The organism is Pseudomonas sp. P1_A1 (genome assembly GCF_056406935.1).
In genome coordinates, this window is record NZ_JBFTZE010000001.1 from 82,746 (window position 1) to 106,907 (window position 24,162).

Annotated in this window: 25 protein-coding genes; 9 read left to right on the forward strand and 16 right to left on the reverse strand. The window is 58.7% G+C overall.

The features are described from left to right. Positions 1-33: 33 nt before the first annotated feature. The 4 genes from AC1D2Q_RS00435 to AC1D2Q_RS00450 form a co-directional block, all read right to left on the reverse strand. Entirely contained in the window at positions 34-261 is a 228-nt protein-coding gene (locus tag AC1D2Q_RS00435; protein WP_477811845.1) for a hypothetical protein, read from the reverse strand. Positions 262-385: 124 nt separating this feature from the next. Further along, positions 386-622, reverse strand: a complete 237-nt coding sequence (locus AC1D2Q_RS00440) for a hypothetical protein (protein ID WP_477811846.1) — start codon at positions 620-622, stop codon at positions 386-388. A gap of 80 nt (positions 623-702) precedes the next feature. Continuing rightward, positions 703-1,491, reverse strand: a complete 789-nt coding sequence (locus AC1D2Q_RS00445) for a DeoR/GlpR family DNA-binding transcription regulator (RefSeq protein ID WP_477811847.1) — start codon at positions 1,489-1,491, stop codon at positions 703-705. 724 nt (positions 1,492-2,215) lie between these two features. Further along, positions 2,216-2,638: an HD domain-containing protein gene (locus AC1D2Q_RS00450; protein WP_477811848.1), complete on the reverse strand. Its 423-nt coding sequence runs from the start codon at positions 2,636-2,638 to the stop codon at positions 2,216-2,218. 506 nt (positions 2,639-3,144) lie between these two features. On the opposite strand from AC1D2Q_RS00450, the gene AC1D2Q_RS00455 reads away from it, so the two are divergent. Beyond that, positions 3,145-3,438 carry a fructose-bisphosphate aldolase gene (locus AC1D2Q_RS00455; RefSeq protein ID WP_477811849.1) on the forward strand — a complete coding sequence of 98 codons (294 nt, stop codon included), beginning with the start codon at positions 3,145-3,147 and terminating at the stop codon, positions 3,436-3,438. A gap of 72 nt (positions 3,439-3,510) precedes the next feature. Here the strand turns inward: AC1D2Q_RS00455 and AC1D2Q_RS00460 are convergent, their stop codons facing one another. The 3 genes from AC1D2Q_RS00460 to AC1D2Q_RS00470 are packed head-to-tail and all read right to left on the reverse strand — an operon-like array spanning position 3,511 to position 7,014. After that, entirely contained in the window at positions 3,511-5,271 is a 1,761-nt protein-coding gene (locus AC1D2Q_RS00460; protein ID WP_477811850.1) for an isocyanide synthase family protein, read from the reverse strand. Positions 5,272-5,302: 31 nt separating this feature from the next. Continuing rightward, positions 5,303-6,019: an HAD family hydrolase gene (locus tag AC1D2Q_RS00465; protein WP_477811851.1), complete on the reverse strand. Its 717-nt coding sequence runs from the start codon at positions 6,017-6,019 to the stop codon at positions 5,303-5,305. Beyond that, on the reverse strand, positions 6,019-7,014 hold the full coding sequence (locus AC1D2Q_RS00470) for an L-tyrosine/L-tryptophan isonitrile synthase family protein (protein WP_477811852.1): 996 nt from the start codon (positions 7,012-7,014) through the stop codon (positions 6,019-6,021). The genes AC1D2Q_RS00465 and AC1D2Q_RS00470 overlap by 1 nt, the downstream gene beginning before the upstream one ends. Before the next feature lie 430 nt (positions 7,015-7,444). Between AC1D2Q_RS00470 and AC1D2Q_RS00475 the strand changes: the two genes are divergently transcribed. Next, the gene (locus AC1D2Q_RS00475; RefSeq protein WP_477811853.1) at positions 7,445-9,268 is read left to right on the forward strand and encodes a di-heme-cytochrome C peroxidase; all 1,824 of its coding nucleotides are present in this window, start codon (positions 7,445-7,447) and stop codon (positions 9,266-9,268) included. Positions 9,269-9,383: 115 nt separating this feature from the next. On the opposite strand, the gene AC1D2Q_RS00480 is transcribed toward AC1D2Q_RS00475, so the two are convergent. From AC1D2Q_RS00480 to AC1D2Q_RS00495, 4 genes are all read right to left on the reverse strand, one after another. Continuing rightward, positions 9,384-9,932, reverse strand: a complete 549-nt coding sequence (locus tag AC1D2Q_RS00480; protein WP_477811854.1) for a cupin domain-containing protein — start codon at positions 9,930-9,932, stop codon at positions 9,384-9,386. A 284-nt stretch (positions 9,933-10,216) separates the two neighbouring features. Beyond that, positions 10,217-11,500, reverse strand: a complete 1,284-nt coding sequence (locus tag AC1D2Q_RS00485; RefSeq protein ID WP_305480655.1) for an NAD(P)/FAD-dependent oxidoreductase — start codon at positions 11,498-11,500, stop codon at positions 10,217-10,219. A gap of 52 nt (positions 11,501-11,552) precedes the next feature. Continuing rightward, complete coding sequence (locus tag AC1D2Q_RS00490) at positions 11,553-13,043, reverse strand: aldehyde dehydrogenase (RefSeq protein WP_477811855.1); 1,491 nt, start codon at positions 13,041-13,043, stop codon at positions 11,553-11,555. A 184-nt stretch (positions 13,044-13,227) separates the two neighbouring features. Next, the gene (locus AC1D2Q_RS00495; protein ID WP_477811856.1) at positions 13,228-14,508 is read right to left on the reverse strand and encodes a glutamine synthetase family protein; all 1,281 of its coding nucleotides are present in this window, start codon (positions 14,506-14,508) and stop codon (positions 13,228-13,230) included. 375 nt (positions 14,509-14,883) lie between these two features. On the opposite strand from AC1D2Q_RS00495, the gene AC1D2Q_RS00500 reads away from it, so the two are divergent. From AC1D2Q_RS00500 to AC1D2Q_RS00520, 5 genes are all read left to right on the forward strand, one after another. Then, complete coding sequence (locus tag AC1D2Q_RS00500) at positions 14,884-15,645, forward strand: gamma-glutamyl-gamma-aminobutyrate hydrolase family protein (protein WP_477811857.1); 762 nt, start codon at positions 14,884-14,886, stop codon at positions 15,643-15,645. 230 nt (positions 15,646-15,875) lie between these two features. Next, positions 15,876-17,018, forward strand: coding sequence for a polyamine ABC transporter ATP-binding protein (gene potA, locus AC1D2Q_RS00505; RefSeq protein ID WP_477811858.1), 1,143 nt, complete (start codon positions 15,876-15,878; stop codon positions 17,016-17,018). A gap of 29 nt (positions 17,019-17,047) precedes the next feature. Continuing rightward, on the forward strand, positions 17,048-17,929 hold the full coding sequence (locus AC1D2Q_RS00510) for an ABC transporter permease subunit (RefSeq protein WP_167331203.1): 882 nt from the start codon (positions 17,048-17,050) through the stop codon (positions 17,927-17,929). After that, the gene (locus AC1D2Q_RS00515; protein WP_477811859.1) at positions 17,926-18,810 is read left to right on the forward strand and encodes an ABC transporter permease subunit; all 885 of its coding nucleotides are present in this window, start codon (positions 17,926-17,928) and stop codon (positions 18,808-18,810) included. Before AC1D2Q_RS00510 ends, AC1D2Q_RS00515 begins: the two co-directional genes overlap by 4 nt. Before the next feature lie 55 nt (positions 18,811-18,865). Continuing rightward, positions 18,866-19,963 (forward strand): polyamine ABC transporter substrate-binding protein, encoded by a 1,098-nt coding sequence (locus AC1D2Q_RS00520; protein WP_477811860.1) that lies wholly within the window; start codon positions 18,866-18,868, stop codon positions 19,961-19,963. A 183-nt stretch (positions 19,964-20,146) separates the two neighbouring features. On the opposite strand, the gene thpR is transcribed toward AC1D2Q_RS00520, so the two are convergent. After that, positions 20,147-20,686: an RNA 2',3'-cyclic phosphodiesterase gene (gene thpR / locus AC1D2Q_RS00525; protein ID WP_477811861.1), complete on the reverse strand. Its 540-nt coding sequence runs from the start codon at positions 20,684-20,686 to the stop codon at positions 20,147-20,149. A gap of 125 nt (positions 20,687-20,811) precedes the next feature. Between thpR and AC1D2Q_RS00530 the strand changes: the two genes are divergently transcribed. Further along, positions 20,812-21,006: a hypothetical protein gene (locus tag AC1D2Q_RS00530; RefSeq protein ID WP_018930099.1), complete on the forward strand. Its 195-nt coding sequence runs from the start codon at positions 20,812-20,814 to the stop codon at positions 21,004-21,006. Between the two features lie 13 nt (positions 21,007-21,019). Here the strand turns inward: AC1D2Q_RS00530 and AC1D2Q_RS00535 are convergent, their stop codons facing one another. Next, complete coding sequence (locus AC1D2Q_RS00535) at positions 21,020-21,373, reverse strand: DUF1428 domain-containing protein (protein WP_305412295.1); 354 nt, start codon at positions 21,371-21,373, stop codon at positions 21,020-21,022. Positions 21,374-21,389: 16 nt separating this feature from the next. Continuing rightward, complete coding sequence (locus tag AC1D2Q_RS00540) at positions 21,390-22,490, reverse strand: hypothetical protein (RefSeq protein WP_477811862.1); 1,101 nt, start codon at positions 22,488-22,490, stop codon at positions 21,390-21,392. A gap of 270 nt (positions 22,491-22,760) precedes the next feature. Between AC1D2Q_RS00540 and AC1D2Q_RS00545 the strand changes: the two genes are divergently transcribed. Continuing rightward, positions 22,761-23,030: a hypothetical protein gene (locus tag AC1D2Q_RS00545; protein WP_477811863.1), complete on the forward strand. Its 270-nt coding sequence runs from the start codon at positions 22,761-22,763 to the stop codon at positions 23,028-23,030. Positions 23,031-23,059: 29 nt separating this feature from the next. On the opposite strand, the gene AC1D2Q_RS00550 is transcribed toward AC1D2Q_RS00545, so the two are convergent. Together AC1D2Q_RS00550 and AC1D2Q_RS00555 are read right to left on the reverse strand one after the other, a co-directional pair. Then, the gene (locus AC1D2Q_RS00550; RefSeq protein ID WP_477811864.1) at positions 23,060-23,230 is read right to left on the reverse strand and encodes a hypothetical protein; all 171 of its coding nucleotides are present in this window, start codon (positions 23,228-23,230) and stop codon (positions 23,060-23,062) included. A gap of 271 nt (positions 23,231-23,501) precedes the next feature. Further along, positions 23,502-24,134 carry a Vgb family protein gene (locus AC1D2Q_RS00555; protein WP_477811865.1) on the reverse strand — a complete coding sequence of 211 codons (633 nt, stop codon included), beginning with the start codon at positions 24,132-24,134 and terminating at the stop codon, positions 23,502-23,504. Positions 24,135-24,162: the final 28 nt, after the last annotated feature.

Genomic DNA, 24,162 nt, shown 5'->3' on the forward strand with positions numbered 1-24,162 from the left:
GGTGATAGCCGCTCTGGAGCTGGCAGGAACAGGTCAATCGTCGTCTCGGTCGTCATGATCGCGGTGCCGACGGCGATCATCACGACGATCGTAATCCCGGTCATACCCTCGATCATTACGGTAATCATAGCCACGGTCATGGTCGCGACGGTATTCACGGTGATCCCGATCGTACCTGTCTCCCTCTTCCCAGTATGGCCAGCAGCCTCCCAGCAGGAGAGTACTTGCAATGGCCAGGGTCATTATCGCGGTGCGCTTCATTTGAACGTCCTAAAAGGTCAGAGCTACGGGGATGAGGTGACGCTCCCTGTGAATTCAATCGCAGTGCGTTCAAGCCCATAGATACGACCTTCCAGCCGATCAATGATTCAGTTATCGCCGGTCCTTATAGCGTCCTTTGGCTGTTACCGATGGTTTTGGCTTTTTCGATGGCCCACTCCATCGCCGCTTCCATATCCAGCAGATGCGGCGAGGGGTGTTTGTCCTCAACGATGGCCGAACCATCCGGCCAATAAACGCCGATGAACATCCCCAGCGAACCATCTCTCAATATCTCGGCCTTAACTTCGATACTGCATCCATTCGATAGCGTTTCCGAGTGGATCATGTGGCGCTCAGTCATGACTGCATTCCTCCCGTCGTTGCTATCAGCGTAACCCATGGCTATCAGCGTAACCCATGCAGCGCCGGGCGCGATGACGCTCAGGCGTCTGCCTGCACCACCTCGATCCCCAGTTTTTGATAATCCTCGACATTGCCCGAAGCCATGTGGCGTTCAGTGATCAGCGTATGCACACGGTTACAAGGCGCAACCACAAAGGGCTCCACCGCCCCCAGTTTGTCCGCGGTGGTCACGGCAATCACATGGGAGGCGCTGGCGAGCATCGCCTGCTTCACCGGCACTTCATCGAAATGCAGCGAGCTGAGGCCGACTTCCGGATGAATGGCACAGACTCCGGTGAACACCAGGTCGGCCTTGATGCCTTCGATCAGCCGCAGGGTTTCATGCCCGCTGGAAGACATCGTCGCAGGGTTGAGCTGACCACCGGCGACGATCACCTTGATGCCTTTGTATTCGGCCAAGATGATCGCAATCATTGGCGACGCGGTGACGGCCGTGATGACAATGTCAGTGGGCAGCGAGCGTGCGATCTGCAGCGTGGTGCTCCCGGAATCGAACATCACGATCTGGCCGTCTTTGACCCGGCGCGCGGCAAGTTGCGCCAGCCGGGTTTTCACCTCGTCGGTTTCGCTGACCCGGGTGAAATAATCCTTGCCCGTGTCCTTGGGCCGTGGCAACGCCCCGCCATGCACCCGCTGCACCAGCCCGGCACTGGCCAGCTCCGACAGGTCCCGGCGAATGGTGTCTTCGGACACGGCGAAATGCTGGCTCAGCTCGGAAGCCATGACCTTGCCGTCACGTTCGAGGATCAGCAGGATTTTTTGGCGGCGCAGCTGGGGGAGTTCGGCGGAGGAATGCTCGGCATGCATGGTTGTGCCTGTTTTTGCGTGTTTGTGCGAGATTAGCCAAACACCACAATGAACACAAGGTGCGGAACCTGTGGGAGCGCTCTGCCCAGAGCATCGACATCTCGTTTATGCTTTTGCCTATGGTGTGGGGAAACACTCCGATGCGCGCTGGGGCGACCGCTACGGGGCAACTTACGTTGCGCGATGAGGTTGCTGCGGATCAGTCGGGCTTTGCCGCTCACATCGGACAGGCGACACACTCGTTGTAGCAGATCGCAAACACGAAAAAGCCCGCACAAGGCGGGCTTTGGAAATCGATGTAGGTGGCCAGCGCTGGTCTCTGGCTTACAAGGTTTATCGGGCCTCTCACAGAACAGGATTTTTAGCTTTAGGCTGTTCTGCCTCACACGGCATAAGGGCTGGATCTCAGCGCGGAGATCTTTCTAACCGTGTACCCTTGGGAGCGCGCCCCACGCCTCCTCGCTATCCCTTTGCGCATCAGTCTGCGTCTTCACCTACAACTTCAGAATAGCAAACCATTCGAAGTCTGGGTCGGGGTTTTTAGACTGATTATTTTCAAGGGAAATGATGGGTAAATGGAAAAATACTAACGCCGCGAGACGGACTTCCGTGCCGCCTCCAACACCGCCAAAAGATCGCAGGCTGAGTAGGAGCTGCCGAAGGCTGCGATCTTTTGATCCTGACACCCGTAAATCCCGTAGTGATCTGCACTCACTCCCGCTCACTACGAACGCAACACCCCTATCGCCCGCCGATACTTCTCAACGCGCTCCAGATCCTCCCAGGATGGCTGGGCAATCCGCGACAAGTCGCTGTTCTCTTCCAGATCCGCCAGTTTCACCACCCGCCCGATCGGGTTCTGCGCCGCGCGTTCGACGAACGCCTCGTAAGACTCGCCCGGCACCTTGGTCACCGACGCAATCGCCGTCAGCACCGTTTCGCTGAAGCCTTCCTTGCGCAGATCGTCGACGCTGATGCCGCAGTCCTCGACCACATCATGCAACACCGCCACGATCCGCTCTTCCAGTGTGTTCACCCGCAGCATGACTTTCAGCGGATGCAGAATGTAAGGCGCCCCGCCCTTGTCCACCTGCCCCTCATGCGCCGCAGCGGCGATGGCAATGGCGCGTTCCAGTGACTGACTCATGGGATTCTCCTCGGGTTGAATGCCGTAACGGCGCGGCCAGGATTTTGAAGTCTGCAAAATATGTAGGAATCTGCCCGTTGTGGCGAGGGAGCTTGCTCCCGCCGGGCTGCGAAGCAACCCCAAACCCTGCTAGCCCGCTTCCTCAGACACACTGCGATGCCCGGTTTTACTGCGTTTGCGCCATAGAGTGGGGAAAAGCCACTTTGCGAAATGACCATCCGAGTGTCCTACACCCCGGTTGCGGCTACCAAAATCGCTGCCTAGAGTGGGTCTGTCGCTGACATCGGTTGGCGATAGGGCTTCGCAGCCCTTAAGATTGACACCTTGTTCCGTCAAGCACGGCCGGCTCCCGGCTGAGCATCACTTTATGGCGGTTGTGCGTGGGAGACCTTCGGGTCTGCCGGGTCCTGGTGTTAATCCTCCGGTCTGCGAACCCGCGCATAGCTGCCACCCATTTTGTTTCGCAGCAGAACGGTGGCAATTCTACTTTTATAAGGATTGACACCATGACGACTCAAAACCCGCTCCGCCACTACAGCCCCATGTCCCACTTCGCCACCGACCACCCCGTCCTCCTCATCGACGCCGACGCCCCACTGCGCGAACTCCACAGCTGCCTCAGCGAACGCCTAAACGCCGTCCTCAAATACCTCAACCTCATGGCCTGCACCAGCCTCCCCGACTACGCCGAACACGACATCAACACCGTCACCAACATCGCGCGGATCATGGTCCAGGATGTGAGCGATGTGTTTCGGGTGATTGAGCAGCGTGGGTTCGATACGCCCAAGGGGCAGTGATTAAATTTCAGTCGTAGAAAAACCGCATCACTGCGGTTTTTCTGCTTCCTGCTCCAACTCTGACAACAACAATCAGTAAACCTGCACCCGCCACAACTCCCGCGACGAAGAACCCGTCGACATCGGCAGCCGCCCATGCAACGTCCGATAGTTGTCGATCAGCACCAGATCCCCCTCACTCCATTGATGAGCAATCAGGCACTCCGGGTCATAAACCAGCGCGTTGACCTGTTCCAGCAACGCCTGTTGAGCCTGCTCGTCATGGTCCTGCACCGATTGGCTCAAGGTCTGCAATGTCGAGTCGGTGCCCTCTTGGTAGCGCAGGATGAGCTCGCCGCTGCGGGGGTGGTGGTCCACCAGGCTGTACATGCGCGGCGAGCCGCCGAAGTAGGTCATTTTGGTGTAGTAGGTGATGTTCACGCCCTGCCATTGTCGGGCGACTTGCTGCCCGACTTTGCGCAGTACGTTGCGGCTGTCGACGATGGTGGTCTGGCCCTCGCCCGGCTGCGGCGCGGTCTTGCAGTACAGCATGAATTTGCTGGCGCAGAATTTCGGGTTGCGCTGAACCTGTGCGTCGCTGTCGGGCAGCATGTTCAGGTCCCAGTGCAACGGTGTTTTCTCCAGCGAGTGCACCACGCCTTGGGGTTTGTCCGCAGGCTTGACCACGTGGACGGCACCGAAGGCCCATTCGTAGAGCGTGCCGAAGCGTTCGCAGCTGCGAGCAAAGCTATCCTGGTCGTCGAAACGGCAGCCTTTGAGGCAGACGAAACCGAAGGTTTCCACCAGTGCTTCCAGCAGGCCGGTGGACAGTCGTTCGAAACCCAGCCCCAACGGGTCTCGCACCACCAGGCCAAACAGCGGAAGTTTTTGCAATTCGTACTCGAAGCCTTGGGCCTGCGGGTTTTCTGTTTGATGGTAGAGCCATGGCCGCCCCTCATAGGTGACCAGCACATGGTGGTCGAGGTCGACCTGGGCGCGGGCGCGAAGGGTTTGGCTGCCATCCAGGTTGCACACCGGCACGGCATGCCAGGGGCTGTCCGCGCGAGTCAGCCCTTCGGCCAGGCCGAAGGTGAATTTGGGTCCGGCATTGCTGTATTGATGGACCGACAAGCGAATGTCATCGCCGAAGAAACGGTCCACTGCCGCGTTCAATGCGTGCCCGCGATACATCATTTGGTAGGCTTTGAAGTTGATTTGTTGCAGGTACTCGTCCTCGCTCTGCCCTTCTTCACGGCACAGACGCAGGTCGTTGTAGAGGTGACTGCAGAGGTTGTCATGCGCCCGGCTGAGGGACTCATCGTCGCGGCTCTGCTCGATCAGCTCACCAAGGTTTTTCCACGGTAGACGGGCCTGCTTGATCAGGCTGGCGCGAACCGACTCGGCACTTTGGGCCTGGGGAAACAGGTCTTCCATGCTGACCCACTCAATCGTGTGGGTGGTGCACAGTTCACGCAACGCCCGGTTGTAAGCGGCGCGAACGTCGTCGGCCACGCCGACGATGTCATTGAAGGTCGTGCCGTCGCTGAGGATCGACACCACGCAGCCCGGTGCGTGCAACGCGGCGATGGCTTGGCCGAGTTGGTCGAGGCGCTCGATGGCCATGACCTCACCGTAATCCGGCAGCACGCCGAAGGTCTGGTCGCTGGCGTTTGGCGACTTGCAGGGAAAGCCTGGCAAAACCAGACGCACTGGCAGGTCCTGATCGAAGCAGTGCCCCAATCGAAGCGCCAGATGTGCCCTGCCTTGTGTGTCGAAACAATCATCCGTGCCTTTGAGCAGATAACCGGCCAGCAAATCGCTGACGGCAGCGATCCAGGCATCTCTATGTTCCATAGAACAATTTCCTTGAGGGTGTGTGTGTGTATCAATAGGATTTAACGGTGTCGCCATGCCCGGTGAACGCATGCGCAGCCCCGCAGGCTTGCTGCAAAATGCGCAGCAATTCGGCCGGGTGTTCACAGCACAAGTTCGGGGCCTGGGCCTGCAATGTAGGGGTCATGCCATACCCCCAAGTGACCGCCGCCGAGTGCATGCCTGCGGCACGCGCGGTTTGCAGGTCGATCTCGGTGTCACCGACGAACAAGCAGTGGTGCGGATCAATCGACAATCGCCGGGCGGCTTCCCATGCCACCTCCGGTTGCGGTTTGAGCGCCCTGCCCGCGCGATGCCCCAGAATCGTCCCGAAGGTATTCTGTGGAAGCAGTGCATCGGCGACTTGCCGGGCCATTTTGTCAGCCTTGTTGGTGACGATAGCTAGAGGCACTTCCAACTGGCGACAGCCTTCGAGCAATTCCAATACGCCGCTGAATGGCCGGGAAAATTGAACCAGGTTGTTTTGGTAGAGCGCTACATAGCGCTGGTGCATGGCGAGCGCATCAGCGACACCAAACTGCGTGGCTACTCGCTCGATCATCGCCGTGGTGCCGCCGCCGATGTAACCGCGCACTGTTTCCGAGGTCAGCGCCGGACAACTATGTTCGAACAGCACTTGGTTCAAGCACCAGGTGATGTCAGGCAGGGTGTCTACCAGGGTCCCATCCAAATCGAAGAGTACGGCTTCGACCCGCAACCGAGACGCCATCATTGAGCACTGGCGTAGTGACAAGGACGCCCCTTGCGGAACACCAGGCGGTGATAGCGCTCATCGACATTGCTGCGTTTTTCGAGGGTGACCACACCCCGCCGCTTGATGGCCACCGAATGCCAGGGCGTACGCCACAGGTCACTGGTTGGCACCAACCGGATACCGATCTTCGTCGAGACCGCCAACTGCGGGTGAATCGACAGGCGCAGGCAATGCGGGTAACGCGCCTGCAACAGCGCCCCCCAGGCTTCACTGCGCTGGATCACCCGCTGCGAGGCCGGTTTGGCGACCTTCTTCACCGCGTTGAGGCTCATGCCGGCGAATACTTTCAGTCCCGAGTAATCCTCGGAAAGAAAGCGATGGATGCCGCAGTACATCAACATCATGTGCGGATCATCCTTGAAGCGCTGCTGCAACAAGATCAATGACTGACCGTGCTCGATCATCATCTCCTCACGCATGGCGTCCAGACAATCCAGCTGAGGGTAGGCATCCCGGAGATCGAAATGGGCGAACGTGCCGGGATAGTGCTGTTCGGCGTAGTCCTGGATAGCGTCGGTGTAGGCCTTGACGTCCGCATCGGGAACATGCACCAAGTCAGAGAACACATAGCCATCGGAGCAGATATGAATCAGCGCCCCCGGTGCGTAGATCTCCTGGATCTCTGTGCACAGGCGGTTTAACTCATCGATAGCATGATGTTCAGCAAGATCGGGCAGATGACTCAGGGTTTTCTTGCGGCTGGGCGATTTGCCGGGAAAGGCTGGCAAGACCATTTCAATCTTGCGACCGCTCTCGACCGCCTGCATGACCTTGGTCAGATGGGGTTCCAGCACCTGCGACGACAGTTCGGGATCCTGCCCCGGGGCGAGGCTACGACGGCGAAACAGGCATTCGAGAATTTGCTCGGCAATGTTCATGTGTGGGGTGTTCTGATGCTCGTGCACCAGCTGACCGCACACCTGTTGAGCGACGGTGTTTGAACCTTGCATAGACAATCCTTTGTGTGGTGAACAACGGCCATCTTGTGGCCATCGGCAGATATCCCTTACCTGCGGGCGGCTAAATTCCTACAAGTCGTGAGGACTGTCAATCGTGGCAATCCGGAATATTACGGGACCGAAATCATCGAAAAACCCTCACACAGGCTCATGCAACGTCCAAATTGGCAAAGCCATCCTGCGGCCACACGCATGCCGTGGAACAAAATTAAAGCAGTGTTTTTTTTGTGGCTACACTCATGACTGGTAGCTATTGGCTACCAACGTGATGGGTCTCAACAGGAATTACAAATAGAAGGGAATCTGATGAACACGTTAAAAGCCCCCCCGTTTGTTTTTTTTGTGGCTACACTCATGACTGGTAGCTATTGGCTACCAACGTGATGGGTCTCAACAGGAATTACAAATAGAAGGGAATCTGATGAACACGTTAAAAGCCCCCCCGTTTGCCTGCGCTGCATTGTTGTTTTTCGGCGCTCATTCCATGGCTCAGGCTGCCGACATTCTGGATCAGGGATGGAGTGACACTACCCAGTCCAATTGGCTTGAACTTTCACAAGGATCGAGAATTCTCCCTCTCTCCTGGGCGCTTGCATTGGAAGAGCCTGGTTCAGAGGAGAAGTTCATGAGTGACAAAACGATCTCCGCCTACGGTTACACGCCTTATCGTCCGTCTTATAACGGTAAGCGCTTTACGTTGCCGATGGGTTTCGTTTTGGATGACAGTCACGACAGCAAGTTGTCTTTCACGAAACTCCGCTGGTTTTTTGGACAAGGGTCGAGAGAGCCGTGGGTGGGGATGAACTGTTCTGCTTGTCACACGGCTCAGATCAAATTTGAAGAGCAGAATCTTGTGATCAATGGCGGGCCAACGAACGCCGACTTTCAAAATTTCTTTAAATATTTTAGAGAGGCCTTAAGCAAAACGGCTTCCGACCCTGGAAAATTTGAACGCTTTGCAAAGAATGTCCTGGGTGATGACCTGTCGAAAGGGAATCGCCAACGGCTGAAAAAGTCCCTGGATAGCTTGAATGCATTTTATGCCCAAAACGAGACATTGAATGCCACAGATCTGCAATATGGCCCAGGTCGCCTTGATGCAGTGGGCCACATTCTCAACAAAATCAGTCAAGTCACCCAAGCGAAGCCGCCTACCCCTAACCCCTCTGATGCGCCGGTGAGTTATCCATTTCTCTGGAATACGCATCAACACGACTTCCTCCAATGGAACGGAATGGCCAAAAAAGACCAACTCCCCTCGATTAAAAATGACGGTGGCCTGGATGCTGGAGGTCTGGGGCGTAATGCTGGAGAGGCCATCGGTGTGTTCGCCGACATTCGACCGGTTAAAGAAAATCCGGCCAAGGCAGGATTTGTCTCCAGTGTGAATGTGAAAAATCTGGATGTTCTAGAACGCTCTCTTTATACCTTGAAGCCTCCACGGTGGCCTGGGCCGTTACCAGAAGACCTCACGCCGGGCGCCAAATTATTTGCGGACAATTGTGTCGGCTGCCACGCTAGCCTTCCTAGAAACGAGCTCGACACACCCATCAAAGCGGTCATGGTTCCAATCTCTGCGAATGAAAACTTGAACCCTCGGGGCCCAAATGACAGGACCATTAGCACGGACCCCTGGATGGCGTGCAATGCCTATCAATTTAAAGCGGATGCTGGAGTGTTGTCGGGTTATCCCAGAGTCGATAATCCAAAAGAGACCATTCAGTCAAATGACCTTCTCTACAACATGCTGGGTGTGACCGTCCTTGAGACATTACTTGGTAAAGGACGCGATGTCGCCAAGTTGGCTCTTGATGGATTTTTGGGAATAGAGCCTCAACCTGAAAAAGTCCCTGGTTTCAGGAACCGTGCCTTGTTCAGTAGTGCTGATGAGAAAGCGCTACGGCTATACAACTGCTACCGTGCCAGCCCAACCGTTCCTCTTCTCGCCTATAAAGCAAGACCCCTCAGCGGCATCTGGGCCACCGCTCCCTATTTGCATAACGGCTCTGTACCGACTCTCAACGACCTTCTCCTTCCACCCCATCAGCGCCCCTCGACTTTTTATACAGGGACCAATGAGTTCGATGACAAAAAGGTTGGATTCAAGACCGAGAAATCGGACAAGAACTGGTTTCTTTTCGACACCAAGCTTGAGGGCAATAGCAACGCCGGCCATGACTATGGCGTGGGCAAGCTCAATGATATCCAACGGTCACAGCTTCTCGACTACTTGAAGTCACTTTGAACGGCGTCGCGGACGCCCTCACCTGAGGCATGGAGTGGTAATCGCTGGTAGGGGCGACCGAAAGTAGTGGTCGCCCCGCCGGAGGTAGTTACAGGTTTAATGTTTGCTTTAGATATCAGAAGTTAGCCGGGGTGTTGGCGCTGATGATTTCCGCCTCATCCGCCCCAATATTGCGAAACCGATGCGGCAGCGTCGTCGGGAAGTAATACCCATCCCCGGCATTCAACACACTACTCTGCCCATCCACCGTCAACTCAACCGTGCCACGGGTTACGAGCCCACACTCCTCCCCTTCAGCATGCACAATCGGCTCTTCCCCAGAGCTCGCCCCAGGCGCGTATTGCTCGCGCAACAACCGCATCTGCCGACTCGGCACCGAAGCGCCAATCAGCAACAACCGCAACCCATGACGCCCGAGATCCGGCTGTTCATTGGCGCGAAACACGTACTGGTGCTCGCGTGGCGGTTGGTCGAAGGTGAAGAAGTCCGCCAAGGACATGGGGATGCCTTCGAGCAGTTTTTTGAGAGAGCTGACGGAGGGACTGACGCGATTCTGTTCGATCAGGGAGATGGTGGCATTGGTGACGCCGCTACGCCGGGCCAGCTCGCGCTGGGACAGTTTGTAGCTTTCGCGTACTAATTTGAGTCGTGAGCCCGTGTCCATGACAGCCTTATGTGAGAACTACTTAAGGGGTAATGGGGGTGGGTGGCGGGCGACTGGTGGCCGCGGATTACGCCGTTTCCCGTCCCGGAACCGTGGAAGGCGGGTATTAAATCACGTTTGTTGGTGCAGCTCAGCAGGTTCGATAAACGGCTGGCAAAAAAGCCGATGGTGCGGGAATTGTGGGAGTGAGTTTGCTCGCGATGGCGGTGCGTCAGTCGATAGAGATATCGACTGTGCGGCCGTCTTCGCGAGCAAGTTCAGCTCCTACAGGGATTGCGTCAGGTTTAGATACCGAAACGATCTCGCAAAGCGTAATACGCCGCGCCCATGGCGGTGAGTGGGGCCTGGAAGGTGCGGCCGCCGAGCATGGGCATGTGTGGCAGGGAGGCGAAGGCGTCGAAGCGTTCGGCGTCGCCGCGGATCATTTCCGAGATCAGTTTGCCGGCCAGGTGCGAGCAAGTGACGCCGTGGCCGCTGTAGCCTTGCATGTAATAGGCGTTTTTCTCGATGCGGCCGAATTGCGGCATGCGCGACATGGTCAGCAGGAAGTTGCCGGTCCAGCGGTAGTCGATCTTCACGTCCTTGAGTTGCGGGAAGGTCTTGAGGATTTTCGGGCGGATCAGTTGTTCGATGTCGTCCGGCTCGCGGGCGCCGTAGACCACGCCGCCGCCGTACAGCAGGCGGTTGTCGGCGGTGAGGCGGTAGTAGTCGAGCAGGTAGTTGCAGTCTTCGACGCAGTAGTTATTGGTGATCAGGCTGCGGGCGACCTTCTCCGACAACGGCTCGGTGACGACGATCTGCGAACCGCAAGGCATGCTTTTGCGGGTCACGCGGTTGTCGAGGTCTTGCGGCAGGTAGGCGTTGCCGGCGATCAGCAGGTACTTGGCCCGCACCACGCCTTTGGCGGTGCGCACGGTGATCGGTTCGCCGTAGGAGATGTCCACGGCGGCGGATTGTTCGTAGATTTTGCCGCCCAGGCGAATGATCGCAGCGGCTTCGCCGAGGGCCAGGTTCAGCGGGTGGATGTGGCCGCCCTGCATGTCCAGCAAGCCGCCGACGTAGTTGTCGCAACCGACTTCGCGCTGGATGTCCGAGGCGTCGAGCATTTTCAGGTTGTTGTTGCCGTAGCGTTCCCAGTTACGCTTCTGCTCGGCCAGGCCATTGAGTTGCTTCTTGTTCAGCGCTGCGAAGATGCCGCCGGGGCGGTAGTCGCATTTGATGTCGTACTCCTTGATGCGCGAACGGATGATGTCGGCGCCTTCGAAGATCATGCTGCCGAGCACTTCGGCGGTCTTGTCGCCGTAGCGCTCTTCGATTACATCGACGTCGCGGCTGTAGGAGTTGACCAGTTGGCCGCCGTTGCGACCGCTGGCGCCGAAGCCGACTTTGGCGGCTTCCAGCACCGTAACCTTATAGCCGGCTTCGGTCAGGAACAGCGCCGAGGACAGGCCGGTGTAGCCGGCGCCGATGATACAGACATCGCAATCCACGGCTTCTTCCAGGGTCGGGAAATCGATGGCTTCGTTGCGGGTGGCGGCGTAGTAGCTGTTGACGTGCTGTTGTTTCATAACGTTCTCCGAGGGCCGCCGGCATATACCGGCGACCGCCGCTGCAAAAGTGTTAGAGCTTGATCCAGGTCGCTTTGAGTTCGGTGTACTTGTCGAACGCGTGCAGCGATTTGTCCCGACCGTTACCCGACTGCTTGAACCCGCCGAACGGCGCGGTCATGTCGCCGCCGTCGTACTGGTTGACCCAGACACTGCCGGCGCGCAGGCCGCGAGCAAAGGTGTGGGCCTTGCTGAGATTGCTGGTCCACACACCAGCAGCGAGGCCGAAGATGCTGTCGTTGGCGATCTGCAGCGCTTCTTCGGCGGTGTCAAAGGTGATCAGCGACAGCACCGGGCCGAAGATTTCTTCACGGGCGATGGTCATGGCGTTGGTCACGCCGTCGAAAATCGCCGGCTCCACGTACAGGCCACCGGAGCCTTCGAGGGCACGATTGCCGCCAGCAATCAGTTGCGCGCCCTGGTCTTTGCCGACCTGGATGTAGCGCAGCACATTGTCCAATTGGCGCTGATCGACGACGGCGCCGACGGTGGTTTCAGGGTCGAGGGCATGCCCCGGTTTCCAGGCTTGCAGTGCCTCCACCAGCAACGGAATGAACTGCTCGCGGATCGAGCGCTCCACCAGCAGGCGCGAGCCGGCGGTGCAGACTTCGCCCTGGTTGAAGGCAATCGCACCAGCCGCTGCCTGAGCGGCTGCGCGCAAATCCGGCGCGTCGGCGAACACCACGTTCGGGCTCTTGCCGCCCGCCTCCAGCCAGACGCGTTTCATGTTGCTTTGCCCGGCGTAGATCATCAGTTGCTTGGCAATCGCGGTGGAGCCAGTGAAGGCCAGCACGTCGACGTCCATGTGCAGCGCCAGCGCCTTGCCGACGGTGTGACCGAAACCCGGCAAGACGTTGAACACGCCTTTGGGGATGCCGGCGTCGAGGGCCAGTTGCGCGATGCGGATCGCCGTCAGCGGTGACTTTTCCGAAGGCTTGAGGATGAACGAGTTGCCTGCCGCCAGGGCTGGAGCGAACTTCCAGCTGGCCATGATCAGCGGGAAGTTCCACGGCACGATCGCGGCGACCACGCCTGCGGGTTCGCGGGTGATCAGGCCCAATTGGTCGTGCGGGGTGGCGGCGACTTCGTCGTAGATTTTGTCGATGGCTTCGGCGCTCCAGCGGATCGCGTTGGCGGCCGCTGGAATGTCGATGGCCATGGAATCGCTGATCGGTTTACCCATGTCGAGGGTTTCCAGCAGCGCCAGTTCTTCCTGGTTGACCAGGATCAAGTCCGCGAAGCGAATCAAGATGCGCTTGCGCTCTGCGGGTGCCAACCGCGCCCAGATGCCGGATTCAAATGCACGGCGCGCGACGGCGACTGCCGCATTGGCGTCGGCTTCGTCGGTGCTGGCGATGTTCGCCAGAAAGCGGCCGTCGACCGGGCTGATGCATTCGAAGGTGGCGCCACTGAGTGCCGGGCAATATTGGCCGTCGATGAATGCGCGGCCTTCTAGTGTCAAGGACTGGAAGCGTTGCTCCCAGTCGCTGCGAGTGTTTGTCATGGTTGTGACTCTACGCAGAGGAATAGGTGATCGTCAGGCTGACACCCGTAGGAGCTGCCGAAGGCTGCGATCTTTCGATTTTGGTTGCCTTGAAGCCGCCGAAGGTCAAGATCAAAAGATCGCAGCCTTCGGCAGCTTCTACAGGGGGTATTCATCAGCCATTAAAGATGTGCCGATACGGGTATCAAACCGTGTGCAGGTACCAGTTGTACTCAAGGTCTGAAATGGAGTTCTCGAACTCGGCCAGCTCGCTTTCCTTGCACGCCACGAACACGTCGATGTACAGCGGGTCGATGTAGCGCGCCATGACTTCGCTGTCGTCCAGTTCGCGCAATGCATCGCGCAGGTTGTTCGGCAGGCTTTGCTCGTTCTGCTCGTAGCTGTTGCCTTCAACCGGGGCGCCCGGCTCGATTTCGTTGGTCAGGCCGTGGTGAATACCAGCCAGCACCGAGGCCATCAGCAGGTATGGGTTGGCATCGGCGCCGGCGACACGATGCTCGATGCGCACGGCATCCGCCGAACCGGTGGGTACGCGCACCGCTACGGTACGGTTGTCGATGCCCCAGCTTGGCGAGTTCGGTACGTAGAACTGCGCGCCGAAACGACGGTAGGAGTTGACGTTCGGGCAGAGGAACGCCATCTGCGCCGGCAGGGTCTCGAGCACACCGCCGATCGCATGTCGCAGCGCGGCGTTCTGCTCGGGATCCTCGCTGGCGAAGATGTTGTTGCCTTGCTTGTCGAGAATCGAAATGTGCACGTGCAAACCGTTGCCCGCCTGACCCGGATATGGCTTGGCCATAAACGTGGTGTCCATCTCGTGGTCGTAGGCGATGTTCTTCACCAGACGCTTGAGCAGCACCGCGTAGTCGCAGGCCTTTATAGGGTCGGAGACGTGATGCAGGTTGACTTCGAATTGCGCCGGGGCGCTTTCCTTGACGATCGCGTCAGCCGGGATGCCCTGCTCTTTCGCGCCTTCGAGGATGTCTTGCAGGCAGTCGACGTATTCGTCCAGATCGTCGATCAGGTACACCTGAGTCGACATCGGACGCTTGCCTGAAACTGGCGAGCGTGGCGACTGCGGACGACCGTTCACGTTGTCCTGGTCGATCAGGTAGAACTCCAGTTCGAACGCCGCGCAAATGGTCAGGCCCATGTCATCGAACTTGCTCACCACCTGACGCAGCACTTCGCGCGGGTCAGCAAAGAACGGCTGGCCTTCGAGCTCATGCATGGTCATCAGCAACTGCGCGGTCGGGCGCTTCTGCCAGGGTTCGATGCTGAGGGTATCGGGGATGGGATAGCAGATGCGATCCGAGTCGCCGATGTCCAGACCCAGGCCGGTGCTTTCCACCGTGGAACCGTTGATGTCCAGGGCAAACAGCGACGCCGGCAGGTTGATGCCTTTTTCGTAGACCTTGTGGAGACTGGTGCGCTCGATACGCTTGCCGCGCACCACACCGTTCATATCCGCAATCAGAAGGTCGACGTACAAAACCTCAGGATGTTGCTTAAGGAATGCGTTTGCTTCGTTGAGTTGAACGGCACGCAGAGGGACCTACATGATGCACCTATTAGCTGTTAATTATTATGTTCACTTCACTTGCGAGAGCCAGTCAACCCGAACGGCAAAGTGAAGTCAATAGCGAACACATGGCCTTTCAGCCTTTATTTTCTGGCCTTTTTTGGGCCATAGAGTGCCATATCAGGCTTACACACCGCGTAGACCCTCAGCATCGGACGTTCGGCGTTTAGAATTTTTTACATGAGAGTTGTTAATTAAAATCAACAAGGCTAAGCTCCGGAAAAGCTCGTTCAAGTGTGAAACTTCGAGGTGATAAAAATGGCATTCAAGCCATTGATCGGCGTTACTGCGTGCGTCAAACAGATTGGCCTGCACCCCTACCACGTCAGCGGCGACAAGTACTTGCGTGCTGTCAGCCTCGCGGCATTGGGGCTGCCAGTGGTCATTCCTTCCTTAGGCGACCTGACCGAAACCGATGCGCTGCTCGCGCAGCTCGACGGTCTGCTGCTGACCGGCTCGCCGTCGAATGTGGAGCCTTTCCACTATCAAGGCCCGGCCAGCGCTCCCGGTACGGATCACGATCCGCAACGGGACGCCACCACCCTGCCCTTATTGCGCGCAGCCATCGCCGCCGGTGTTCCGGTGCTCGGCATCTGCCGGGGCTTTCAGGAAATGAACGTGGCGTTCGGCGGCAGCCTGCATCAGAAGGTGCACGAACTGCCCGGCATGCTCGATCACCGGGAAGCGGACTGTCCCGATCTGGCGGTGCAATACGCACCGGCCCATGCAGTGACTGTGCAACCGGGCGGTGTGTTCGAAGCACTGGACCTGCCACAGGTATTCCAGGTCAATTCGATTCACAGCCAGGGCATCGACCGACTCGCACCCGGCCTGCGCGCTGAGGCGATCGCGCCGGATGGTTTGATCGAGGCGATCTCCGTCGAGCACAGCAAGACCTTCGCCGTCGGCGTGCAATGGCACCCGGAATGGCAGGTGCTTTCGAATCCCCCTTACTTGAGTATTTTCCAGGCGTTTGGCGAGGCGTGCCGACAACGGGCGGCGCTGCGCAATACGCGCTGACTTCAGACATTACCAATCGATTGACTGCCTCCGTGAGTCTGGCGGGCGTGCCTTTGCGCGCCGGTGGCTCGCGTAATAGATGAACCGCAATAACAACAAGTACGACCAGGCAGCCAGGACGGCGGTGCCGAATAAGCCCGAGCGCCAGCGCATCGCCCGGCCCGGGTTTGCAATCCACTCTTAAGTCAGGCCGTGTTGGCCCGACGACTGAAACCTGTTGGGAGTTTCATATGGCAAACGCCTCCAGCATCTACAGGAAGGCTCTTGATGGTCACCAGGCACCGAAAAAGGTGCTGGTGAAAGTCGACCGCGTCACCAAGAAATTCGACGAAACCACCGCCGTGGACGATGTGTCCCTGGAGATCCATCAAGGCGAAATCTTCGCCTTGCTCGGTGGTTCCGGCTCGGGCAAATCGACGCTGCTGCGCATGCTCGCCGGCTTCGAGCGCCCGACCGAAGGGCGGATTCTGCTCGACGGTGTCGACATCACTGACATGCCGCCCTACGAACGACCGATCAACATGATGTTCCAGTCCTATGCGCTGTTCCCGCACATGACGGTGGCGCAGAACATCGCCTTCGGTCTCAAGCAGGACCGTTTGCCCGCCAGCGAAATCGACGCCCGTGTCGAAGAAATGCTGCGCCTGGTGCACATGACCCAATACGCCAGGCGCAAGCCGCATCAGTTGTCCGGCGGTCAGCGTCAGCGTGTGGCACTGGCGCGTTCGTTGGCCAAGCGGCCGAAGCTGTTGTTGCTCGATGAACCGATGGGCGCACTGGATAAAAAGCTGCGTTCGCAGATGCAACTGGAGCTGGTGGAAATCATCGAGCGGGTCGGCGTGACCTGCGTGATGGTGACCCACGACCAGGAAGAAGCCATGACCATGGCCGAGCGCATCGCGATCATGCACCTGGGCTGGATCGCCCAGATCGGCAGCCCGGTGGACATTTATGAAGCACCGGTCAGCCGCATGGTCTGCGAATTCATCGGCAACGTGAACGCCTTCGACGGCACCGTCGTGGAAGACCTGGAAGGTCACGCGATCATTCACAGCCCCGACCTTGCCCAGAAGATTTACGTCGGCCACGGCGTGAGCACCTCGGTGCAGGACAAGTCGATCACCTACGCCATCCGCCCGGAAAAAATGCTGGTCAGCACCCTCAAGCCCGAAACCCGCTACAACTGGTCCGAAGGCAAGGTGCACGACATCGCCTACCTCGGTGGCCACTCGGTGTTTTATGTGGAGTTGCCTGGCGGCAAGATCGTCCAGTCGTTCATGGCCAACGCCGAACGCCGTGGCGCGCGCCCGACCTGGGACGATCAGGTCTATGTGTGGTGGGAAGACGACAGCGGCGTGGTACTGCGCTCATGAGAACCTTCAATCAGCAGTTCCTGCGCCTGGTGCCCAGTGGCCGCAAAATGGTCATCGGCATTCCATTCCTGTGGCTGTGCCTGTTTTTCCTGCTGCCGTTCTTCCTGGTGATGAAGATCAGCTTCTCGGAAGCAGCCCTGGCCATTCCGCCCTACTCCGAGATTTACACCTTCGCCGAACAGAAATTCCAGCTGCTGCTGAACCTCGGCAACTACTCGCTGCTGACCGAAGATGAGCTGTACATCTCGGCTTACTTCGGCTCGTTGAAGGTCGCATTCTTAAGCACGCTGATGTGCCTGGTGATCGGTTTCCCGATGGCTTATGCGATCACCAAGGCCAGCAAGGAAGCGCAAAACGTCTTGCTGCTGTTGATCATGATGCCGACCTGGACCGCGATCCTGATTCGCGTGTATGCGTGGATGGGCATCCTCAGCAACAACGGATTGCTCAATGCGTTCCTGATGTGGACCGGGCTCACGTCGCAGCCGATCGAGATCCTCAACACCAACACCGCCGTGTACATCGGGGTGGTCTACGCGTACCTGCCGTTCATGGTGCTGCCGCTGTACGCCAACCTGGTGAAGCACGATGGCAGCCTACTGGAAGCCGCGTCGGACCTGGGCTCGAGCAACTTCAACAATTTCTGGAAAATCACGGTTCCGCTGGCCAAGAACGGGATCATCGCCGGCTGCATGCTGGTGTTCATTCCGGTGGTCGGTGAGTTCGTGATTCCGGAACTGTTGGGTGGCCCGGAAACCCTGATGATCGGCCGCGTGCTGTGGCAGGAGTTCTTCAACAACCGCGACTGGCCGGTGGCGTCCGCCCTGGCGGTGGTGATGCTGGCGATCCTGATTGTGCCGATTTTGCTGTTCAACCGTAGCCAGGCCAAAGAGATGGAGGGACGGGGATGAACCGTTTCGGATTTTCACGATTGATGCTGGTGCTCGGCCTGTCGTTTATCTACCTGCCGATGCTGATTCTGGTGATCTACTCGTTCAACGCCTCGAAACTGGTAACGGTGTGGGGGGGCTGGTCGGTGAAGTGGTACGTCGGCCTGCTCGACAACACGCAACTGATGGGCTCGGTGGTGCGCTCGCTGGAAATCGCCTGCTACACGGCGATTGCCGCGGTGGCGCTCGGCACATTGGCGGCGTTCGTGCTGACCCGCGTGACGCGCTTCAAGGGCCGTACGCTGTTCGGTGGCCTGGTGACGGCGCCGCTGGTGATGCCGGAAGTGATCACCGGTCTGTCGCTGTTGCTGCTGTTCGTGGCCATGGCGCAGATGATCGGCTGGCCGCAGGAACGCGGCATCGTCACCATCTGGATCGCTCACACCACGTTCTGTGCCGCGTATGTGGCGGTGGTGGTATCGGCGCGCTTGCGTGAGCTGGATTTGTCGATCGAAGAAGCTGCCATGGACCTCGGTGCACGGCCGCTCAAGGTGTTCTTTTTGATCACCATCCCGATGATCGCGCCGTCACTGGCAGCCGGCGGCATGATGTCGTTTGCCTTGTCGCTGGATGACTTGGTACTGGCGAGCTTCGTGTCGGGGCCAGGTTCGACGACCCTGCCGATGGAAGTATTCTCGGCGGTGCGCCTGGGCGTGAAGCCTGAGATCAATGCGGTGGCCAGTTTGTTTCTGCTGGCGGTGTCGCTGGTGACCTTCCTGGTCTGGTACTTCAGCCGCAAGGCCGAAGCCACCCGCAAACGGGCGATTCAGGAAGCCATGGACCAGACCGCCAGCGAATCCTGGCAGCAACCGAAAAAGCAAATGGTAGAAGCGACGGCCTAGGCCGTCGCGTTTCACAGCGTTGCGTTTTTGAAAAACAAGAAATGGAGTTGTACCGATGAAAATGTTTGGCAGGACTCTGCTGACACTGTCCTTATTGGGCGCAATGACCGCTGGCGCCCAGGCCAATGACAAGGTTCTGCGCGTCTACAATTGGTCGGATTACATTGCCCCGGACACCGTCAAGAAGTTCGAGGACGAGACCGGTATCCGCGTGACCTACGATGTGTTCGACAGTAACGAAACCCTTGAGGCACGGCTGCTGGCGGGAAAATCCGGCTATGACATCGTGGTGCCGTCCAACAGCTTCCTGGCCAAGCAGATCAAGGCCGGGGTCTATCAGGAACTGGACAAATCGAAGCTGCCGAACTGGAAGAATCTCAACCCGGTGCTGCTGAAAAACGCCTCGGCCAGCGACCCGGATAACGGCCACGCCTTCCCGTACATGTGGGGTTCGATCGGCATCGGCTACAACCCGGCCAAGGTCAAGGAAGTGCTGGGCACTGACGCCCCGGTGAATTCCTGGGACTTGCTGTTCAAACCGGAAAACGCCGCCAAGCTCAAAGCCTGCGGCATCAGCTTTCTTGATTCACCGACAGAAATGCTTCCGGCTGCCCTGCACTATCTGGGCTATCCGGTGAACTCCCGGGACAAGGCGCAAATCGCCGAAGCCGAAGCGCTGTTCATGAAGATCCGGCCGTCGGTGGCCTACTTTCATTCGTCGAAATACATCTCCGACCTGGCCAACGGCAACATCTGCGTCGCCGTCGGTTACTCCGGTGATGTGCTGCAAGCCAAGGCCCGCGCCCAGGAAGCCGGCGACAAGGTCAAGATCGAGTACAGCATCCCGAAAGAAGGCGCCGGCAGCTTTTACGACATGGTCGCCATCCCTCGGGACGCCGCCAACGTCGACAACGCCTACCTGTTCATGAACTTCCTGATGCGCCCGGACATCATCGCCGAAGTCACCAACAGCGTCGGCTACAGCAACGCCAACGCAGCGGCCACGCCGTTGGTGGATGAAGCGATTCGCGACGACCCGGGGTCGTATCCGCCGCAAGCGGTGATGGCGACGTTGTATGCCATTCCTGACATGCCGATTGCCACCCAGCGGATCATGACCCGGGGCTGGACGCGGGTGAAGCTCGGTAAGTAACCCCCACTGGCATCGCAAACCCGCCTGATCGTTCCCACGCGGAGCGTGGGAACGATCATCGCTTTCCCTTTTCCGTTCACGCAGCGCCTTACCACCGCTGCACTCCTCTCAGAGGAACGGCCTCACCTGGCTTCCTCGGTCAAGGTGAGTTTCGGGCGTCCTCGGGCGCCTTTTTTTGTGGGCTTATGAAGCGACCAGCGGCCACTCGGCCAGCGCTATGTATCGGCCTTTACGGGACTCGAACAGGCTGAAGCGATCGGCGCGCAGGTAAAACTCGGGCGGCGTCGCGGATTCGGGGACCGGCGCGCGGTAGTCGCGCATCAAGGTCAAATGCGGGCGGAATTCCCGGCGGGTGTCTTCAAAACCGAACGGCAACATGGCCTGCTCCAGCGCATACACCAGGCGCAGCAACTCCGGCGCAGCCTGCGCGGGTGCCAGCAGCAACACCCCGGAGCGACGCCAGACGTCCAGCCGATCCAGCACCACCGTCAACGGCACGCCAGACGTGCGAATATTGGCGGCGGCCTTGCAGACACCCGCTATTTGCGCAATGCCCACCGTGCCGAGAAACAGCAGGGTCAGATGAAAGTTTTCCGCCGGCACCGGGCGCCCGACGTTGAGCCCCAGTGCGCTGCGCCATTGGGCAATGGCCCGGCGTTGTTCGGGCGCACAGTTCAGGGCGAAGAACAGCCGTTTGAACGGCTCACGGGTTTCATCGCTCATGTCTGGCACCTCACGGCTCGGGGACCCTCTGATTTTACAAAGGGATACCACGCCGGCAAGCCCATTTCTGGCACCTGTCGGCATGCGCGTTATAGTTGAAGCAACCGAATCGACGGGAGGACGCCATGCGTCAGGTCATCAGCAAAGAGCCGTGGTGGGCCGTGCCACCGAAGCCCGGCCAGGATGAGTCCGAATTGGAATGGGGCTGGCTGGTTCATTACAACGAGGGCGAGCCGCGCTTCGAGTTCATCAAGGAGCGGCCGTCGGACAGCGAGATTCGCAATCGCAAAAGCTGCAGGATCACCCCGACGCCGGAGTGATCCTGGCGCCTCTTCAGGCTTTGACGAGCATTTCGAAACCGCCAAAAATCGCCCGCTGGCCGTCGAACGGCATCGGATTGACGTCCGGTTGCATTCGCGGATCGCTCATCAGTTTTGCCATGCCGGCGTCGCGGGTGGGCTTGTCCGGCCAGACGATCCAGGAAAACACCACGGTCTCGTCTTCCTTGAGTTTGACCGCCATGGGAAACGACGTCACTTTGCCATCAGGCACGTCGTCGCCCCAGCATTCGGCGAGGCTGAGCGCGCCGTTTTCCTTGAAAATCGCGGCGGCGGACTCCGCGTGTTTCTTGAATTTTTCGCGGTTGGCCTTGGGTACTGCTGCAACAAAACCATCAACGTAAGCCATGATCATTCTCCTCGGGTTATGGGTTGATCTGCTGGATAGTCGATCCAGCGTGGCTCCAATCGACAGATCCCGCACCCAAGCCGACCGACGGTTCGACGGGCTGTTCGAGGGGTTGTGCAAGGGGCTGTGCAACGGGCTGGGCCAGGCTGCCTTCGATTTGCCCGGCCATGTACAACGTTCCGGCCATGACGCCGGTTGTAGGGTTTTGCACCAGCTTCAGCCATGCCTTGTCGAATGAGTCGCCCAGGCTGCTGCGCATCAGCGCCTCGCTATCGGGTCGGTCGTTGGCCTGAATAACCGCGCGCACCCCCGCCACTCCCAGGGAAATCAACGCCCCGGCCAGTTTCCCCGCCGCTGCYGCCACGGCACCGGCCGCGCCTCGTGGAGCCATTTCGGCTTCCATCCGCTTGCTTGCGCGTTTGGCCACCGGCGTCATGCCGGCGTCCGTCGAGGCGATACCCTTCTCGCCGCCTGCCGTGTGAATCTTGTCGATCAACGCCGCGTAGGCCGGCAACGTAGTCAGCGACTCACTGTGCACCACCTGATACAGCGACGCGTCACGGGCAGGCGGCGGACCCAGCGAAATCGCCGGAATCTTCTGGATACGTTCGTTGAGCTGCGCCATCGGCACGCCATGACGGTGGGAGATGACCTGAAGTTGCTGGCCGAGAGCTTGCACGTAATACGCTGTCGCCTGCCCGAGGATCTCGTCGGGATCGATCTCCACCGCAACAGGGTCCAGCACTTTGTGGTGATATTGTTCCAGCAGATAGGCCGCCAGGCGTTTGGCTGAGGCATCCTGTTCGCCCCCGGCACTGATGGTGTACCAGCTGACCTTCATCGACAGCCATTCCTGGGTCCAATAGCTGCTGAACCACGGAATGAAGACTTCTTCGGTCTGTTCGTAAACCCGCGTGCGCCAATGCTCCATGGACCCGCGGGCATATACCCTGGCCTGTTCGGTGGCCTGCTGCGAAGCCGCGACAATTTCCTGGTCCACCTGCTGCCAGGTGCTTTGGGAAACCACTACCGGCGCCACGGCTACCGGGGCACGCGCAGTCGTTACGCATCCCGCCAGTACCACCAACACAGCGACGATCAGCGAACGCAGGTTCAAGATCGCGGTGTCCTACAGTCTGCGTCGAACGGAGTGTTCGACGCGCAAAAGCATGTTGATTTGAGTATAGGCCGGGGCCGGCGGCCGTCCGTCAGGAAACGCGGTTGCGCCCTAAAAAATACCTTCGCGAGCGGGCTCGCAAGACCACCGGAGAACGCCACCATCATCCACGTCGATATTCACCATCGCCGCGAATGCCTTCCGCAAAAAAAACTGCCAGGTGCAGGATCACCTCATCGCCACTCAAACCCCGCATCGGAGGGGTACATCATGATTTATTCCGTCAGCCTCGCGTTCAGCTTTCCGGTATTCGGCAGCAACTACTATTCGCAGCAGGTTGTCTCTCGCAAAGCCGTCGCGCTGGTGTTCGACAAACAATTCGAAACCTTGCTGATGCCGGCAGCCACCAACCACTTCAGTAACGAAGTGGTCGGGCTCAACGATCAGTTCCGCTTTTTGAATGATGTGCTGGTTGAGCATCTGCTGGAGACCGAGATGACTCAGCGTCCATCACGGTCGGCGCAAGCGTTCACCTTCTGACAGGATGGGTCACACTGGCTGATGGCTGGTCAGCGCGGGCCGCCACCGGGACCACCGCCGAAACCTCCAGGATGGCCGAAACCACCACCACCACCACCACCACCACCACCACCACCCGGCGGGAAGAACATCCAGCAACCCGACAAGGACGACAACAAGGCGAAGACCACCGCCGCTTTTACAACTTTGTTCAACTTCATTACGTCACTCTCTGTTTAGGCGAGAAAAACTACCTTTCTCGCCCTTTCAGACAGTGTTTGCGGGGCTTTGAGCACTGTGCCAACGTAAAGAATGGGTAATGGTTGTATCGTAAATAACTCATATTCCACAGTCATTTCAGGGGCCGGCCCAATCGGCTATTTCCGAGTTCCCCCCGTAGGACACAGCCCCAAACCGATCTCGAACAGCGGCAGTCACACTCACTGTCTCTGCAAGCACTCTGATACAAAGCCGCTTTATAGTCGCAGCCTTTCATTCAGGTCGGCGCACGGCCCTCACCTTCCCGCTGTTGCCGCCGCCACAGAAAAACCGGTCCTGGCCATCGAACTCAAGCCCCGACACGCCGACGCCAGCCGGCATCTGGACGCTCTCCAAAACCTCGCCCGTGGCCGGATCGACTCGTCGCAGCTCGCTCTCGTCACCTTCCCAGGTGCCGTGCCACAGATCGCCCTCGACCCACGTCACCCCGGTAACGAAGCGATTGGACTCGAGGGTGCGCAGCACCGCCCCGGTCTGGGGGTCGACCTGATGGATCTTGCGCTCGCGATACTCACCGACCCAGAGCGTGCCTTCGGCCCACGCCAGCCCCGAGTCACCACCGCCACCGGGCGCGGGGATGGTGGAGAGGACGCGGCCGGTCTGCGGGTCGATTTTCTGGATGCGATCCTCGGCGATCTGAAACAGATGCTGGCCATCGAAGGCCGTGCCGGCATGGGCGGCGACATCGATCGAGCGCAGAGTCTTGCCGCTGGCCGGGTCCAGGGCGTTGAGTTTGTCGCCGGAGGCAAACCAGACGCGTTGACCGTCATGGGTGACGCCGTGCACATGGTCGATGCCCGGAAAAGGCCCGTATTCGCGGATGATTTCAGCCGTTGAATGTTTCATCTCTTGCTCCTCGTTTACTGACTGCGTT

What these genes read in the sequence shown, in the direction of transcription:
- AC1D2Q_RS00435 (WP_477811845.1), bottom strand. Translation starts at nt 261, where the DNA reads ATGAAGCGCACCGCGATAATGACCCTGGCCATTGCAAGTACTCTCCTG.
- AC1D2Q_RS00440 (WP_477811846.1), bottom strand. Translation starts at nt 622, where the DNA reads ATGACTGAGCGCCACATGATCCACTCGGAAACGCTATCGAATGGATGC.
- AC1D2Q_RS00445 (WP_477811847.1), bottom strand. Translation starts at nt 1,491, where the DNA reads ATGCATGCCGAGCATTCCTCCGCCGAACTCCCCCAGCTGCGCCGCCAA.
- AC1D2Q_RS00450 (WP_477811848.1), bottom strand. Translation starts at nt 2,638, where the DNA reads ATGAGTCAGTCACTGGAACGCGCCATTGCCATCGCCGCTGCGGCGCAT.
- AC1D2Q_RS00455 (WP_477811849.1), top strand. Translation starts at nt 3,145, where the DNA reads ATGACGACTCAAAACCCGCTCCGCCACTACAGCCCCATGTCCCACTTC.
- AC1D2Q_RS00460 (WP_477811850.1), bottom strand. Translation starts at nt 5,271, where the DNA reads ATGGAACATAGAGATGCCTGGATCGCTGCCGTCAGCGATTTGCTGGCC.
- AC1D2Q_RS00465 (WP_477811851.1), bottom strand. Translation starts at nt 6,019, where the DNA reads ATGGCGTCTCGGTTGCGGGTCGAAGCCGTACTCTTCGATTTGGATGGG.
- AC1D2Q_RS00470 (WP_477811852.1), bottom strand. Translation starts at nt 7,014, where the DNA reads ATGCAAGGTTCAAACACCGTCGCTCAACAGGTGTGCGGTCAGCTGGTG.
- AC1D2Q_RS00475 (WP_477811853.1), top strand. Translation starts at nt 7,445, where the DNA reads ATGAACACGTTAAAAGCCCCCCCGTTTGCCTGCGCTGCATTGTTGTTT.
- AC1D2Q_RS00480 (WP_477811854.1), bottom strand. Translation starts at nt 9,932, where the DNA reads ATGGACACGGGCTCACGACTCAAATTAGTACGCGAAAGCTACAAACTG.
- AC1D2Q_RS00485 (WP_305480655.1), bottom strand. Translation starts at nt 11,500, where the DNA reads ATGAAACAACAGCACGTCAACAGCTACTACGCCGCCACCCGCAACGAA.
- AC1D2Q_RS00490 (WP_477811855.1), bottom strand. Translation starts at nt 13,043, where the DNA reads ATGACAAACACTCGCAGCGACTGGGAGCAACGCTTCCAGTCCTTGACA.
- AC1D2Q_RS00495 (WP_477811856.1), bottom strand. Translation starts at nt 14,508, where the DNA reads ATGAACGGTGTGGTGCGCGGCAAGCGTATCGAGCGCACCAGTCTCCAC.
- AC1D2Q_RS00500 (WP_477811857.1), top strand. Translation starts at nt 14,884, where the DNA reads ATGGCATTCAAGCCATTGATCGGCGTTACTGCGTGCGTCAAACAGATT.
- potA (WP_477811858.1), top strand. Translation starts at nt 15,876, where the DNA reads ATGGCAAACGCCTCCAGCATCTACAGGAAGGCTCTTGATGGTCACCAG.
- AC1D2Q_RS00515 (WP_477811859.1), top strand. Translation starts at nt 17,926, where the DNA reads ATGAACCGTTTCGGATTTTCACGATTGATGCTGGTGCTCGGCCTGTCG.
- AC1D2Q_RS00520 (WP_477811860.1), top strand. Translation starts at nt 18,866, where the DNA reads ATGAAAATGTTTGGCAGGACTCTGCTGACACTGTCCTTATTGGGCGCA.
- thpR (WP_477811861.1), bottom strand. Translation starts at nt 20,686, where the DNA reads ATGAGCGATGAAACCCGTGAGCCGTTCAAACGGCTGTTCTTCGCCCTG.
- AC1D2Q_RS00530 (WP_018930099.1), top strand. Translation starts at nt 20,812, where the DNA reads ATGCGTCAGGTCATCAGCAAAGAGCCGTGGTGGGCCGTGCCACCGAAG.
- AC1D2Q_RS00535 (WP_305412295.1), bottom strand. Translation starts at nt 21,373, where the DNA reads ATGGCTTACGTTGATGGTTTTGTTGCAGCAGTACCCAAGGCCAACCGC.
- AC1D2Q_RS00545 (WP_477811863.1), top strand. Translation starts at nt 22,761, where the DNA reads ATGATTTATTCCGTCAGCCTCGCGTTCAGCTTTCCGGTATTCGGCAGC.
- AC1D2Q_RS00550 (WP_477811864.1), bottom strand. Translation starts at nt 23,230, where the DNA reads ATGAAGTTGAACAAAGTTGTAAAAGCGGCGGTGGTCTTCGCCTTGTTG.
- AC1D2Q_RS00555 (WP_477811865.1), bottom strand. Translation starts at nt 24,134, where the DNA reads ATGAAACATTCAACGGCTGAAATCATCCGCGAATACGGGCCTTTTCCG.